Origin of the sequence: Streptomyces sp. NPDC007808, assembly GCF_042868655.1 — a bacterium.
Taxonomy (GTDB): Bacteria; Actinomycetota; Actinomycetes; order Streptomycetales; family Streptomycetaceae; genus Streptomyces.
On the sequence record NZ_JBIAEQ010000012.1, the window covers coordinates 85,130 to 100,684 of the forward strand.

The following is a 15,555-nucleotide window of genomic DNA, read 5'->3' on the forward strand; positions in this document are numbered from 1 at the left end:
CCCGATCAACCGTCAGTTCTCCCATTCCCCGAAGGGACATCGATGATGATGCGACGACGTACCACCCTGCTCACCGGCTGCACCGCACTCGTCCTGGCGCTCGGCGCGACCGCCTGCGGCGGCGGACCGGTCTCCGCGGGCGGCGGTGACAAGGCGCTCAGCGGTCAGACGGTCACCGTGGCCGGCGTCTGGTCCGGCACCGAGCAGAAGAACTTCCAGAAGGTGCTGGACGCCTTCACCGAGAAGACCGGCGCCAAGACGCAGTTCGTGTCCACCGGGGACAACGTCTCCACCGTGGTCGGCAGCAAGATCGAGGGCGGCAACGCCCCCGACGTGGTGATGGTCCCGCAGGTCGGCGTGCTCAAGCAGTTCGCGAAGCAGGGCTGGCTCAAGCCGCTGTCCAAGACCGTCCAGAAGTCCGTGGACGCCAACTTCGCCCCCGTCTGGCAGGACTACGGCAGCGTCGACGGCGCCCTCTACGGCCTCTACTTCAAGGCCGCCCACAAGTCGACCGTCTGGTACAGCCCCGACGCCCTCGCCCAGGCCGGCGTGAAGCCGCCGAAGACGTACGACGCCATGCTGAAGGCCGGGCGGACCGTGTCCGACTCCGGGCTCGCCGCGTTCTCGGTCGCCGGGCAGGACGGCTGGACCCTCACCGACTGGTTCGAGAACGTCTACCTCTCCCAGGCCGGGCCCGAGAAGTACGACGCCCTCGCCGCGCACGAGCTGAAGTGGACCGACGCCTCCGTCGTCGACGCACTCACCACCCTCGGCAAGCTGTTCAAGGACAAGCAGCTGATCGCCGGCGGCCAGAAGGGCGCCCTCAACACCGACTTCCCGGGCTCCGTGGAGAAGGTGTTCGGGCCGAAGCCCGAGGCGGGCATGGTCTACGAGGGCGACTTCGTCGCGGGTGTGGCCAAGGACCAGTTCGGCAAGTCGATAGGCGAGGACGCGAACTTCTTCCCGTTCCCGGCGGTCGGCGGCGGCAATGCACCCGTGGTCAGCGGCGGGGACGCGGCCGTCGTCCTCAAGGACGGCAAGAACCAGAAGGCCGGCATGGCGCTCCTGGAGTACCTGGCGACCCCGGAGGCCGCGGCCGTGTGGGCGGAGGCGGGCGGCTTCCTGTCCCCCAACAAGAACGTCGACCCCGCCTCCTACGGCGACGACGTCACCCGTGCGACCGCCAAGTCCCTGGTGGCGGCCGGTGATTCGGACTCGGTCCGCTTCGACATGTCCGACCAGGCCCCCGCCTCCTTCGGCGGCACCAAGGGCGCGGGCGAGTGGAAGCTCCTGCAGGACTTCCTGCGCGACCCGTCCGACCCGAAGGCGACCGCGGCGAAGCTGGAGGCCGCGGCGGCCAAGGCGTACCAGGACCAGGGCTGACCGTTCATGACCGCCACACTTGTGAAAGAGGCGGGCCCCGCGCCCGCCCCCGGCGCCGACAAGGCGCGCTCCCGGCGCACCCGGCGGCGCGGGAAGATCGTCGCCCTGCTCTTCGTCTTCCCCGCGCTGCTCCTGCTGGGCGCCCTGGTCGTCTACCCGGTGCTGTTCTCCGTGGGGCGCAGCCTCTTCGACGCCTCCGGCACCCGTTTCGTGGGCGGCGAGAACTACGCCGAGATGTTCCGCGACCCGGCGACGCTCAAGGCCGTCCGCAACACCACGATCTGGGTGGTGGTGGCCCCGGCGTTGCTCACCGGCCTCGGCCTGATCCTGGCCGTGCTGGTGGAGAAGGTCCGCTGGGCCACCGCGTTCAAGCTGCTGCTGTTCATGCCGATGGCGGTGTCCTTCCTCGCCGCCGGCATCATCTTCCGGCTCGCCTACGACGAGGACCCGGACAAGGGCGTGCTGAACGCCGCCGCCGTCTCCGTGCACGACGTGTTCCAGGGCTCGTCGACCTACCCGACGGCCCGGGCGCGCGACGGGCAGCAACTGACGAAGGGGACGGACGGCTCGTACCGCCTGAACGCGAGCGCGTCCCCGGGTGAGGCGGTCACGCTGGGCCTGGTCGGTGTGCTCCCGGACGACGTGCCCGACGGAGCCGAGCCGGCGTACGCGGCGGCGGGGGCGAAGGCGAAGCCCGATGAGCTGCGCGGGGTCGTGTACCTCGACTTCACGCCCGGCGGGGGAGGGGAGCAGGGCAAGGTCGACCGGCGCGAGAGCGGGCTGCCGGAGATGGAGGTCGAGGCGGTACGGGCCGGGAAGGCGGTCGCCTCGACGACCACCGCGTCCGACGGCTCCTTCCGTTTCGAGGGCCTGGACGAGGGGTCCTACACGGTCAGGCTGCCGGCCTCCAACTTCGCCGCCCCCTACGAGGGCATCTCCTGGCTCGGGCCCACGCTCGTCACCCCGGCGATCATCGGGGCGTACCTGTGGATCTGGACCGGCTTCGCGATGGTCCTGATCGGCGCCGGGCTGGCGACCCTTCCCCGGGACGCCCTGGAGGCGGCACGGATGGACGGGGCCAACGAGTGGCAGATCTTCCGGCGGATCACGGTGCCGCTGCTGGCCCCGGTGCTCACGGTCGTGTTCATCACCCTCGTCATCAACGTGATGAAGGTCTTCGACCTCGTGTACATCATCGCGCCCGGACCGGTGCAGGAGGACGCGACCGTGCTCGCGACGCAGATGTGGCTGGTGTCGTTCGGCGGCGGCAACAACCAGGGCCTGGGCAGCGCGCTCGGTGTGCTGCTGCTGCTCCTGGTCATCCCGGCGATGGTCTTCAACGTCCGCCGTTTCCGAAGGAGTCAGCGATGAACGCGGCCATGAACACGGTCCGGCGCGGACTGGGCAACGGACTCGTCCAGGCCTTCCTCGTGGTGGTCGGACTGGTGTGGATGACACCGCTCGCCGGACTGTTCCTGTCGTCGCTGCGGTCCGCCGAGGACACCGCGAAAGGCGGCTGGTGGACGGTGTTCACCAGCCCCGGCCAGCTGTCCTTCGACAACTACTCGGCCCTGCTGGGCAACGCCGGCATCACACAGGCCTTCTGGAACACCGTCCTGATCTCGGTGCCGGCCACCCTGCTGGTGGTCGTCCTCGCGGCGCTCGCGGGCTACGCCTTCGCATGGCTGGACTTCCCCGGGCGGGAGGCGATCTTCCTGGTCGTGGTGGCGCTGTTGGTGGTGCCCGTGCAGATCGGGCTGCTGCCGGTCGCCAAACTCTTCGGCCAGCTCGGGCTGTTCGGCACGATTCCCGGCGTCGTCCTCTTCCATGTGGCGTACGGACTGCCGTTCGCGGTGTTCCTGCTGCGCAACTACTTCGCCGAGATGCCGAAGGAGATGCTGGAGGCGGCCCGGATGGACGGCGGCAGCGAGTGGCGGATCTTCACACGGCTGGTGCTCCCGGTGGGGCGCCCCGCGATCGCCTCCCTGGCCATCTTCCAGTTCCTGTGGGTGTGGAACGACATGCTGGTGGCACTGCTCTTCGCCGACAGTGCCTCACAGCCGCTGACCGTGGAACTCCAGTCCCAGATACGGCAGTTCGGAAGCAACATCGATGTGCTGGCGCCGGGCGCGTTCGTGTCGCTGGTCGTGCCGGTGGTGGTGTTCTTCGCTTTCCAGCGGCACTTCGTGCAGGGGGTGATGGCGGGTTCGGTCAAGTGACCGGAGCGTCAGTCCATGCCATCCATTCCAATCCTTCACAACAAATACATACCGCGTTGCCGATCTTCAGTGTGTCAAGACATGTGAGCTGATAGGGAGATACCTCCAGGGGGGCCTGTGAGGGTGGCTACCCCTGTGCGTTCTGCTCAGGAGGTATCCATCACATGTCCCACCGGATGAAGGCCGTCCTTGACGGCTGGCGCAACTCCCTGCTGGACATGGGCGGGCGCAATCGACTGCTGAACTTCCGGCACACAAGAACGGCCACTCTCGAGATCACTGCGCCCGATGTCGGCGTCCTCCTCTCGGAGCTCGCCAGGGGCTGGGACTTCGCGCCGATCCTGACGGAGGGCACCGGCATCGAGCAGGCGGATGAAGGGGACGGGTACGTCGACCGACGTGCCCGTCCCGGGCTGGTTACCCAGAAGGCCACCCAAGCGTCGCTGGACGCCTCGCTCTATCAGCTCCGCCAAAAGGCCGGCCAGATGTACAACGACTACGGCCTGTGGGTGCTGTGGCTCGGCGTCGGCATGCTCGACTGGCGCGAGGCCGATGCCCACGAGAGCAGCTCCGCGCCCCTCGTCCTGGTCCCGGTCGAACTGCGCCGGGACAGTCACCGTCGGTATCGCCTCCACCTGGCCGACGAGCAGGACCGCATCCACAACCCGGCACTCGCAGTGAAAATGGAGCGGCTCGGCATCGACTGGACTCCGGTGACCGCCACCGACGTCGGCGACCTGTCCGCGGTGGTTTCCGCCGCCCGCTCGGTCGCGGCCGGACTGAAGGCCTGGTCGGTGGACGAGCGGGTGGTGCTCGGTCTGTTCGCCTCGCACCGGGAGGCGATGTACCAGGACCTTCAGCAGAACGAGGAGCAGATCCTCGACCACCCACTGGTCCGGGCCGTCGGCCTCGGCCCGGACGCCGGACTGCCCGATGACCTGATTGCCTTCGAGCCCCCGGAGCTGGACCGCATCGATGACGTCCAGCTGCCCGAGAGGACACCCCTGGTCCTCGACGCCGACGCCTCGCAGCGGCAGTGCATCGCCGCCGCCCTCGACAACCGGTCGTTCGTGATGAGCGGCCCGCCGGGTACCGGCAAGAGCCAGACCATCACCAACATGATCGCCACGCTCATGCACGCCGGCCGCAGTGTCCTGTTCGTCAGCGAGAAGGCCGCGGCGCTCGACGTCGTACGCAACCGGCTGCGCGGCGTGGGCCTCGGCGACTTCGTCATGGCACTGCACAGCGGTGACACGAGCAAGAAGGCGGTCGCCGGCGAACTCGCGCGGGTGCTGACCACGAAGGCACCTGTCACCGGAGCCGCCGAGCACGAACTGGAGCGGGCCCGCAAGCTGCGCGTGGAACTGTCCGCCTACGCCGCTGCCATGAACCAGACCCGGGAGCCGCTGCAGCGCACCCTGCACGACGTCCTCGGACGCCTCGTGCTGCTGGAGCAGTCCGGCATCCCGAATCTGCCGCTGGCCGCCGAAAACGCCGACATCGCCCGTAACCTCACCGCGGGTGCCCTGCAAGAACTCGCCATCGCCTCCCAGGCGGTCAGCCGTGCCTGGCGACCCGCGGCCGAAGGCGAGGCCTTCCCCTGGCGTGGCCTGGTCGGTGCCTCCGCGCACCAGGTGGTCTCCGAGGCAGCCGAGGCTCTGGGCGCCCTCCTGACGGCAGCCGGGCGTCGCCCCTTCGCCGCCACCCAGGACGAACCCCGTTCAGTACATGAAGTCCAGCAGCTGGTGCGCTCCCTGCGAGCGGGCCTCCCTGACGATGCGGCCCCGGCGGCCGGGGCACTGCCGGAAGACGTCTCCGCACAACTCGCCCAGCTTGCCGATCTGTTCGGCCTGCCGAAGGCGGACCACGCCGATGCCGCGTTCGTCCTGTGCGAGCTCGCCGATCTGACGACGGCAGACCACCGTCCGCCGCGTGGCTGGTTCGACACCGACGTCCTGCAGCGGGCACACACAGCCGCCGAGGAGCTGCGACGCTCACTGGCCGCCGAAACCGCGGCGCGCGGTGCGGCCGCGGACGTCTTCGGCGAGCAGGTCCTCCAGGCCGTCGAACTGCCCCAACTGGTGCGCCGTTTCGCCGAGCAACACCGCGGACTGAGGGCACGCTTCTCCGCCCAGTACAAGGACGACCGCGGGGCCGTGGCCGCGCTCACGCACGACGGCACCTGGCACAAGTCACTGGTGGGCCGCCTGGAGCAGGCACTGATCTGGCACAATGCCGCCGCAGAAGTGGCCGGCCTGGCCGACCGGCACGCTGCCCTCCTCGGCCGCTACACCCCGCGCACTCAGGAGGCGCTCGCGGAGCTGGACCGAGCCCTGTCGAGGGCCGACCGCATCGCCGAGCTGAGCCGCGGCGCCGAACGACGCGAACAACTCGTGGACCGCCTCGCCGACGACGCCGACACCGACCACTTCCCGGCCCTGCTCGCCGAGAACGTCCGGGGCTCCCTCAGTACCTGGTGCGCGATCGCCATGGGCCGCGCCGAGCGCTGGACCCGCTCCGTGACCGCCCTGCTCGACCTCTTCGACACGGCCCGCCGCCCGCAGCTCTCACCGTCCCTGCTGGGCCCCTTGGACCAGGCTCGGCAGGTGATCGACATCCTGCTCGCCGACCCGCAGGGCCCCGAGGTGTGGCACGCCTACGTCGACGGCCTCGCCGTACTCGCCCGGCACGGAGCGCACTCCCTCGTCGCTAGCGCGGCGGAGCGGGGCATCGACCCGCGTCGCTTGTCGGACGTCGTCGAGCAGGCGCTGCTGCGTGCCTGGGCTGACGGCATCCTCGCCACGGACAAGCGCCTGCGCACCGCGCGCTCCGAGGACCTCGACGCGCGCGTGGCCGAGTTCCAGGAGGCCGACCGCCGACTGATCGCGGCGGCGGGCGGTGCGGTGATCGAGGCGTGCAACAAGCGACGGCCGCGCCGGGTCAACGGCGGTGCCGGCGCCGTGATCATCCGCGAGGCGGAGAAGAAGACCCGCCACATGCCTGTGCGTGAACTGCTCGGCCGGACCCGCGAGGTGGTCCAGTCGATCAAGCCGTGCTTCATGATGAGCCCGCTGACGGTGAGCCAGTTCCTGCCTCCCGACTTCCACTTCGATGTGGTCGTCTTCGACGAGGCCTCCCAGGTCCGTCCCGGTGATGCCGTCAACTGCATCTACCGGGGACGCACACTCGTCGTCGCCGGTGATGACAAGCAACTGCCACCGACCTCGTTCTTCGACTCCGCGGTCGATGACGATTCCGACGAGTACGTGGAGGGCGTCCCGGACTCCTTCGAGTCTCTGTTGCACGCCTGCAAGGCCGGCGCCATGCGGGATCTGCCGCTGCGCTGGCACTACCGCAGCCGTCACGAAGACCTGATCACCTTCAGCAACCGCGAGTTCTACGACAACTCGATGGTGACCTTCCCCGGAGCCCTCGACGAGGGCAACGACGTGGGCGTCGCCTTCCTCAAGACTGACGGCGTCTACGACCGGGGAGGGCGCCGCGACAACCGTGCCGAGGCGGACTTCGTGGCCCGGCGCGTCATCCACCACTTCGACACCCGCCCCGGAAGGACCCTCGGAGTCGTCGCACTCTCGCAGGCTCAGGCCTCGGCGATCGACCAGGCCGTGCAGCAGGCGAGGCTGGCGCGTCCCGACCTCGACCACTGCTTCACCGAGGACCGCCTCGACGGGTTCTTCGTCAAGAACCTGGAATCGGTGCAGGGCGACGAGCGTGACGTGATGATCATGTCCGTCGGCTACGGACCCGACGAACACGGCAAGGTGGGGCTCAACTTCGGCCCCATCAACAAGGGCGGCGGGTGGCGTCGCCTCAACGTGGCGGTGACACGCGCCCGCTATCGCATGGAGGTCGTGGCCTCCTTCCGTGGCACGAGCCTGCCCGACAGCCCCAATGAGAGCGTGCAGCACCTCAAGCGCTATCTCGAGTACGCCGAGAACGGCCCCTCCGTCCTGGCCCAGGATGTCGTGCAGTCCTACGCCGAGCCGGACAGCCCGTTCGAGGAGTCCGTCCTGGCTGTCCTGCGAGGCTGGGGCTACCACGTGCAGCCGCAGGTCGGCGTCGCCGGCTACCGCATCGACATCGGGGTGCGCCACCCCCAGCTACCCGGCGCGTACGCCCTGGGCATCGAATGCGACGGCGCCATGTACCACTCGTCCAAGGCCGCCCGCGACCGGGACCGGCTGCGCGAGCAGGTCCTCAACGGGCTCGGCTGGCGTCTTCACCGAATCTGGGGCACGGACTGGTATCGCGGGCGGGCCGCTGCGGAGCTACGACTGCGGGAGGCGGTCGAACGCGCCGTTGCCCAGGGACAGCTGGTCGTGGCGCAGGCGGCGCCGCCGTCCTCCGCTGCCGGGGAGTGGGCCGAGACGGCGGCGACCCCGGACCATGCGGGAGCGCGGTCCAGGGCGACACCGCGGGTACCGGCACAGACGGAGGTGGAGTATGAGCGTGTGCCGGTCGACGCCGGTACGGAACGGGAGTGGAGCGCCCCGTACCGGATCGCCGCGGTCATGGTCAGTCCGCGCCATGAACTGCACACACCGGAGGCCCGGCCCGCGTTGCGCAAGCTGCTGGCGCAGGTCGTAGAGGCCGAAGGACCCATCCACGAGGATCTGTTGGTGCAGCGCGCGCGTGAGGCCTGGGGCGTCGGCCGGGCCGGAAACCGCATCCGGGAAAACGTCCGGGAGGTGGCCCGTGCCATGGTCCGCTCCGGACTTGTCTCCTCGAACGGCGCCTTCTTCGACGCGCAGCGCGACGGTGCGCTGAAGGCCCGGCATCCCGCCGATGGTGAGGCGGTGCGCAAGGTCATGCACATCGCCCCGACCGAGCGACACGTGGCGCTGTACGAGCTGGCCGACGAGTGCCCCGGCATGTCGGAGGACGAGCTGATCAAGCAGGCGTGCGATTTCTTCGGATGGCGCCGCATGGGCAAGGACATCCGTGACTGCCTCGTGGCGGACATCGAGGAACTGCGCAGGCAGGGCAGGCTTGAGGGCGGGTCGGAGCTGGTCAGCGTGGTGCGCTGAGAAGGAGCGGGCGGGGGCGACGGGTCCGAGGAAGCTCCCCCGCCGCCCCCGACTCCACTCGCTGGGTCAGGGCGACGCCGGCGGATACAGCGACCGCGGCAACTGCGAGGCCGCCGCCGCGTCCAGGAGCCACAGGGTCCGGGAACGGCCGTACGCTCCGGCCGCCGGGGCCTGGATCTCACCCGCTCCCGACAGGGCGATCGCCGCGGCCCGCGCCTTGTCCTCGCCTGCTGCCAGGAGCCAGACCTCCCGCGCCGCCCGGATCGCCGGGAGGGTGAGGGTCACGCGGGTCGGCGGGGGCTTGGGGGCGCCGTGCACCCCTACGACCGTGCGTTCCGTCTCCCGCACGGCCGGGAGTTCCGGGAAGAGGGACGCCACGTGGGTGTCGGGGCCCACGCCGAGCATCAGGACGTCGAACGTCGGCACCGCGCCGTGGTTCTCCGGACCCGCCGCCCGCGCCAGTTCCTCCGCGTACGAGGCGGCCGCCGCGTCCACGTCCGAGCCGAACGGGCCGTCCGACGCGGGCATGGCGTGCACGCGCTTCGGATCCAGCGGCACCGCGTCCAGCAGGGCCTCGCGGGCCTGCGTGACATTGCGCTCGGGGTCGCCCTCGGGGAGGAAGCGCTCGTCGCCCCACCACAGGTCGAGGCGGGCCCAGTCGATGGCGTCCCGGGCGGGGGCGGCCGCCAGCGCGGCCAGCAGACCGTTGCCGTTGCGGCCACCCGTGAGGACCACGGACGCCGAGCCCCGGGAGGCCTGGGCGTCCACGATCTTCGTGATCAGCCGGGCCGCCGCGGCCTGCGCCATCAGCTCCTTGTCGTGGTGCACGACCAGCTGCGGAGTGCTCACTTCGCCGCCGCCTTCTTCACCGGTTCCGGTGCCGCCGCTTGTTTCGCGGGTGCTTTCGCAGCGGCTTCGACGGGAGTCTCGACGGCCTCTCCTTTGGCCGGCGATCCCCCCTCGTCCCCGGGCTCCCGGGGCCCCGCCTGCTCGGCCTGCGCCGACGCCTCGGCCGGCGCGGCCTCGGCCACGGCCGCCTCGGCGCCCCGCACCGCGGGAACCGATCCGGAGGCCAGCCGCCCCACCCCGAACCGCAGCGCCGAGGCGTAGGTGTCGTCCGGGTCGAGTCGCCGCAGCTCCTCCGCGATCAGCTCGGCGGTCTCCCGCCGCTTCAGCGCCACCGCACGGTCCGGCTGGCCCTGGATGGAGAGGGTCGCCAGGGAGCCGTCCGCCCGGTCCAGGGCTATCGGGCCGCAGTCGGTGTCCATGCGGACAGCGGTCAGACCGGGGCCCGACGACAGCGACCGCTTCACGGGCACGTCCAGCCGGTCGGCGAGCCACATCGCCAGCAGCTCACAGCTCGGGTTGAACTCCTCGCCCTCCACCTCGACGGCCCGCACCTCGCAGACCACCTGGTCGAGAGCCGCCGCGAGCATCGAGCGCCAGGGCGTGATCCGGGTCCACGACAGGTCCGTGTCGCCGGGCGTGTAGGTCTCGGCACGGGCGGACAGTTCCCGCACCGGCTGCTCGGCGGCGTAGGTGTCCGTCACCCGGCGCTGGGCCAGTGAGCCCAGCGGGTCGTTCGCCGGGTCGAGCGGCGCGTTCACCGGCCACCAGACGACCACCGGCGCGTCCGGCAGCAGCAGCGGCAGGACGACGGACTGGGCGTGCTCGGCCACCTCGCCGTACAGTCGCAGCACCACCGTCTCACCGGTGCCCGCGTCCGCGCCCACCCGCACCTCGGCGTCCAGTCGGGACTGGGTACGGTCGCGCGGTGAGCGCGAGACCCGTTTGATGACGACCAGGGTGCGCGAGGGGTGCTCGCGGGAGGCGTCGTTCGCGGCCTTCAGGGCGTCGTAGGCGTTCTCCTCGTCGGTCACGATGACCAGCGTGAGCACCATGCCCACGGCCGGTGTGCCGATGGCTCGGCGGCCCTGCACCAACGCCTTGTTGATCTTGCTGGCGGTGGTGTCCGTGAGGTCTATCTTCATGGCCGGCGCCAGCTCCGTCCGTCTCGCTCCAGCATGTCGTCCGCCTCGACCGGACCCCAGGTACCGGCCGGGTACTGGGCCGGCGCGCCGTGCTTGTCCCAGAACTCCTCGATCGGGTCGAGGATCTTCCAGGACAGCTCGACCTCCTCGGTGCGCGGGAAGAGGTTGGCGTCGCCGAGCAGGACGTCCAGGATGAGGCGCTCGTACGCCTCCGGGCTGGTCTCCGTGAAGGACTCGCCGTAGGCGAAGTCCATCGAGACGTCCCGGATCTCCATCGACGTGCCCGGCACCTTCGAACCGAAGCGGACCGTCACGCCTTCGTCGGGCTGGACGCGGATCACGATCGCGTTCTGGCCGAGTTCCTCGGTGGCCGTCGTGTCGAAGGGGGAGTGCGGCGCCCGCTGGAACACCACGGCGATCTCCGTCACCCGCCGCCCCAGCCGTTTGCCGGTGCGCAGATAGAAGGGGACGCCCGCCCAGCGGCGGTTGTCTATCTCCAGCTTGACCGCGGCGTACGTGTCGGTCTTCGACTTGGGGTCGATGCCCTCCTCCTGGAGGTACCCGACCGCCTTCGCGCCGCCCTGCCAGCCGGCCGCGTACTGCGCGAACACCGTGTCCCGGCCCAGGTCCTTCGGCAGCCGTACGGCGCCGAGCACCTTGGTCTTCTCCGCGGCCAGCGCGTCCGCGTCGAAGGAGGCGGGCTCCTCCATGGCCGTCAGGGCCATCAGCTGCAGGAGGTGGTTCTGGATGACGTCACGGGCGGCGCCGATGCCGTCGTAGTAGCCGGCGCGGCCGCCGATGCCGATGTCCTCGGCCATGGTGATCTGCACGTGGTCCACGAAGGACCGGTTCCAGATCGGCTCGAACATCGTGTTGGCGAAGCGCAGCGCCAGGATGTTCTGGACGGTCTCCTTGCCCAGGTAGTGGTCGATGCGGAAGACCTGGTCGGGGGCGAAGACCTCGTGGACGACCTTGTTCAGCCGCTCGGCGGACTTCAGGTCGTGGCCGAAGGGCTTCTCGATGACCGCGCGGCGCCAGGAGCCGGACGTCTGGTCGGCGAGGCCGTGCTTCTTCAGCTGCTGGATGACCACCGGGAAGGAGCGCGGCGGCACCGAGAGGTAGAAGGCGAAGTTGCCGCCCGTGCCCTGTGCCTTGTCCAGTTCCTCGATGGTGGCCCGCAGCCGCTCGAAGGCGTCGTCGTCGTCGAACGTGCCCTGCACGAAGCGCATGCCCTGGATGAGCTGCTGCCAGACCTCCTCGCGGAAGGGGGTCCGGGCGTGCTCCTTGACCGCGTCGTGGACCTCCTGAGCGAAGTCCTCGTGGGCCCACTCGCGGCGGGCGAACCCGACGAGCGAGAATCCCGGCGGCAGCAGACCCCGGTTGGCGAGGTCATAAACGGCGGGCATCAGCTTCTTACGTGACAAATCGCCCGTAACGCCGAAAATCACCAGGCCCGACGGCCCCGCGATGCGCGGGAGCCGTCGGTCGGCGGCGTCACGAAGCGGATTCGCTTCCGTGACGGTGAAGGGTGACAAGGGATCAGCCCTCCGAGGGGGCGAGGCGCTGGAGCTCCGCCTCGGTCGACTTGAGCAGGTCGTTCCAGGACGCCTCGAACTTGTCGACGCCCTCGTCCTCCAGCAGCTGGACGACCTCGTCGTAGGAGATGCCGAGCTTCTCCACGGCGTCCAGGTCGGCGCGGGCCTGCTCGTAGGTGCCGGCGACGGTGTTGCCGGTGATCTCGCCCTGCTCCTCGGTGGCCACGAGGGTGGCCTCCGGCATCGTGTTGACCGTGTTCGGCGCGACCAGGTCGTCGACGTACAGGGTCGGCTTGTAGGCCGGGTCCTTCACGCCGGTGGAGGCCCACAGCGGACGCTGCTTGCGGGCGCCCGCGTTCTCCAGCCTCGACCAGCGGTCGGAGGAGAAGACCTCCTCGTACGCCTGGTAGGCGAGGCGCGCATTGGCCACACCCGCCTTGCCGCGGGCGGCCTTGGCCTCGTCGGTGCCCAGCGCGTCGAGGCGCTTGTCGATCTCGGTGTCCACCCGGGACACGAAGAAGGACGCCACCGAGCGGATCAGCGACAGGTCCAGGCCGCGTTCCTTGGCCTTCTCCAGGCCCGCCAGGTAGGCGTCCATGACCTCGCGGTAGCGCTCCAGGGAGAAGATCAGCGTGACGTTGACGCTGATACCGAGGCCGATGACCTCGGTGATCGCCGGGAGGCCCGCCTTGGTGGCCGGGATCTTGATCAGGGTGTTGGGCCGGTCCACGAGCCAGGCCAGCTGCTTGGCCTCGGCGACCGTCGCGCGGGTGTTGTGCGCGAGCCGCGGGTCGACCTCGATGGAGACCCGGCCGTCCTGGCCGTCGGTGGCGTCGAAGACCGGGCGCAGGATGTCGGCGGCGTCCCGGACGTCCGCCGTCGTGATCATGCGGATCGCCTCTTCGACGGTGACCTTGCGGGCGGCGAGGTCGGCGACCTGCTGGTCGTAGCCGTCACCGCTGCTGATCGCCTTCTGGAAGATCGTCGGGTTGGTGGTGACACCGACGACGTGCTGCTGGTCGATCAGCTCGGCGAGGTTGCCGGACGTGATGCGCTGGCGCGACAGGTCGTCCAGCCAGATCGCGACGCCTTCCTCGGAGAGGCGCTTCAGTGCGTCTGTCATGGAAAATCAAACTCCTACGTCTCGTGTATCAGCGTCAGCGCTGGGCCGCCGCGAGGGATTCCCGGGCGGCGGTGGCCACGTTCTCGGCGGTGAAGCCGTACTCCCGGAAGAGGACCTTGCCGTCGGCCGAAGCACCGAAGTGCTCCAGGGAAACGATGCGGCCCGCTTCCCCGACGTACTTGTGCCAGGTCAGCCCGATACCGGCCTCCACCGCGACACGCGCCTTGACGGACGGCGGCAGGACGCTGTCCCGGTACCCCTGGTCCTGCTCCTCGAACCACTCCACGGACGGCATGGACACGACCCGCGTCGGCACCCCGTCGGCCTGGAGCTGCTCGCGCGCCTCGACGGCCACGTGCACCTCGGAACCGGTCGCGATGAGGACGACCTGCGGCGCAGTGCTCTGCCCGGAGGGCCCTTCGGCCTCGAACATCACGTAACCGCCGCGCGCGGCGTCCTCGTTGGCCTCGTACGTCGGCACACCCTGACGCGTCAGCGCGAGGCCGTGCGGCTGCCCCTTGCCGAACTCCTTGGTGTAGCGCCCGAGGATCTCGCGCCAGGCGATCGCCGTCTCGTTGGCGTCCGCCGGACGGACGATGTTCAGACCCGGGATGGCGCGCAGGGACGCGAGGTGCTCGATCGGCTGGTGGGTGGGGCCGTCCTCACCGAGTCCGATGGAGTCGTGCGTCCACACGTACGTCACCGGAAGGTGCATCAGCGCCGACAGGCGCACGGCGTTGCGCATGTAGTCGGAGAAGACGAGGAAGGTGCCGCCGTAGATACGGGTGTTGCCGTGCAGCGCGATGCCGTTCATCTCCGCGGCCATGGCGTGCTCGCGGATGCCGAAGTGGATCGTGCGGCCGTACGGGTCCGTCTCCGGCAGCGGGTTGTCCGCCGGGAGGAACGACGACGTCTTGTCGATCGTGGTGTTGTTGGAGCCGGCCAGGTCGGCAGAGCCGCCCCACAGCTCCGGGATGACGGCGCCGAGGGCCTGGAGCACCTTGCCGGAGGCGGCACGCGTCGCCACCGCCTTGCCGGGCTCGAAGACCGGGACCTTCTCCTCCCAGCCGGTGGGCAGCTCGCCCTTGCTGATCCGGTCGTACTCGGCGGCGCGCTCGGGGTTGTTGTCCCGCCACTGCTGGAACGCCTTCTCCCACACGGCGCGGGCGGCCTGCCCGCGCTCCAGGGCGCCCCGGGTGTGGGCGATGACCTCGTCGGCGACCTCGAAGGTCTGCTCCGGGTCGAAGCCGAGGACGCGCTTGGTGGCCGCGACCTCCTCGTCACCGAGCGCGGAGCCGTGGGCGGCCTCGGTGTTCTGCGCGTTGGGGGCGGGCCAGGCGATGATCGAGCGCATCGCGATGAAGGACGGCTTGTCGGTGACCGCCTTCGCCTTCTGCACGGCGTCGTAGATGGCGGCCGGGTCGAGGTCGCCGTTGGCCTGCGGCTCGACGCGCTGCACATGCCAGCCGTACGCCTCGTAGCGCTTGCAGACGTCCTCGGAGACGGCCGTCTCGGTGTCGCCCTCGATCGAGATGTGGTTGTCGTCCCACAGCAGGACCAGGTTGCCCAGCTTCTGGTGGCCGGCCAGCGAGGACGCCTCGGCGGAGATGCCCTCCTGCAGACAGCCGTCACCGGCGATCACGTACACGAAGTGGTCGAAGGGCGAGGTGCCCTCCGGGGCCTCCGGGTCGAACAGGCCACGCTCGTAGCGCGCGGCCATCGCCATGCCCACGGCGTTGGCGACACCCTGTCCCAGCGGGCCGGTCGTCGTCTCCACGCCCGTGGTGTGGCCGTACTCGGGGTGACCGGGAGTCTTCGAACCCCAGGTGCGGAACGACTTCAGGTCGTCCAGCTCCAGGCCGAAGCCGGCCAGGTACAGCTGGGTGTACAGGGTCAGGGACGAGTGGCCGGCGGACAGCACGAACCGGTCGCGCCCGACCCAGTCGGCGTCCGCCGGGTCGTGCCGCATCACCTTCTGGAAGAGGGTGTAGGCGGCAGGTGCCAGGCTCATCGCCGTACCCGGATGGCCGTTGCCGACCTTCTGTACGGCATCGGCGGCCAGGACACGGGCGGTGTCGACGGCCCGCTGGTCCAACTCGGTCCACTCGAGGTCTGTGGTGGTCGGCTTGGTGCTCACCCTGGGTCAGGGCTCCTCTCCACATGTCACGCATGTCGAATGCCGGTGCATCGGGCGCCCGGCCGTGGTCGAGCCTACCCCCGTAAGTACGTGCGTCTTTTCGAGTCATTCCAGACTGC

General features: G+C 69.9%; 9 protein-coding genes. 4 read left to right on the forward strand and 5 right to left on the reverse strand.

All coding sequences use genetic code 11. The features are described from left to right. Positions 1-45: 45 nt before the first annotated feature. The 4 genes from ACFYNL_RS37085 to ACFYNL_RS37100 all read left to right on the forward strand — a co-directional run bounded on the left by ACFYNL_RS37085 (position 46) and on the right by ACFYNL_RS37100 (position 8,650). Complete coding sequence (locus ACFYNL_RS37085; protein ID WP_388812350.1) at positions 46-1,383, forward strand: ABC transporter substrate-binding protein; 1,338 nt, start codon at positions 46-48, stop codon at positions 1,381-1,383. Between the two features lie 6 nt (positions 1,384-1,389). After that, entirely contained in the window at positions 1,390-2,754 is a 1,365-nt protein-coding gene (locus ACFYNL_RS37090) for an ABC transporter permease subunit (protein ID WP_388811905.1), read from the forward strand. An 8-nt stretch (positions 2,755-2,762) separates the two neighbouring features. Further along, positions 2,763-3,602, forward strand: a complete 840-nt coding sequence (locus ACFYNL_RS37095) for a carbohydrate ABC transporter permease (protein ID WP_388812353.1) — start codon at positions 2,763-2,765, stop codon at positions 3,600-3,602. Between the two features lie 164 nt (positions 3,603-3,766). After that, a complete protein-coding gene (locus tag ACFYNL_RS37100) occupies positions 3,767-8,650 on the forward strand; it encodes a DUF3320 domain-containing protein (RefSeq protein WP_388811907.1) in 4,884 nt (1,627 codons plus the stop codon). 66 nt (positions 8,651-8,716) lie between these two features. Here the strand turns inward: ACFYNL_RS37100 and pgl are convergent, their stop codons facing one another. From pgl to tkt, 5 genes are read right to left on the reverse strand one after another with little or no spacing between them, the layout of a single operon-like run. Then, positions 8,717-9,499, reverse strand: coding sequence for a 6-phosphogluconolactonase (gene pgl, locus ACFYNL_RS37105; RefSeq protein WP_388811910.1), 783 nt, complete (start codon positions 9,497-9,499; stop codon positions 8,717-8,719). Beyond that, the gene (gene opcA, locus ACFYNL_RS37110) at positions 9,496-10,641 is read right to left on the reverse strand and encodes a glucose-6-phosphate dehydrogenase assembly protein OpcA (RefSeq protein ID WP_388811912.1); all 1,146 of its coding nucleotides are present in this window, start codon (positions 10,639-10,641) and stop codon (positions 9,496-9,498) included. The genes pgl and opcA overlap by 4 nt, the downstream gene beginning before the upstream one ends. Then, positions 10,638-12,176, reverse strand: a complete 1,539-nt coding sequence (gene zwf / locus ACFYNL_RS37115) for a glucose-6-phosphate dehydrogenase (RefSeq protein ID WP_388811914.1) — start codon at positions 12,174-12,176, stop codon at positions 10,638-10,640. The genes opcA and zwf overlap by 4 nt, the downstream gene beginning before the upstream one ends. A 4-nt stretch (positions 12,177-12,180) precedes the next feature. After that, positions 12,181-13,299 carry a transaldolase gene (gene tal / locus ACFYNL_RS37120; protein ID WP_388811917.1) on the reverse strand — a complete coding sequence of 373 codons (1,119 nt, stop codon included), beginning with the start codon at positions 13,297-13,299 and terminating at the stop codon, positions 12,181-12,183. A 34-nt stretch (positions 13,300-13,333) separates the two neighbouring features. Beyond that, positions 13,334-15,436 carry a transketolase gene (tkt, locus tag ACFYNL_RS37125; protein ID WP_388811920.1) on the reverse strand — a complete coding sequence of 701 codons (2,103 nt, stop codon included), beginning with the start codon at positions 15,434-15,436 and terminating at the stop codon, positions 13,334-13,336. Positions 15,437-15,555 lie beyond the last annotated feature (119 nt).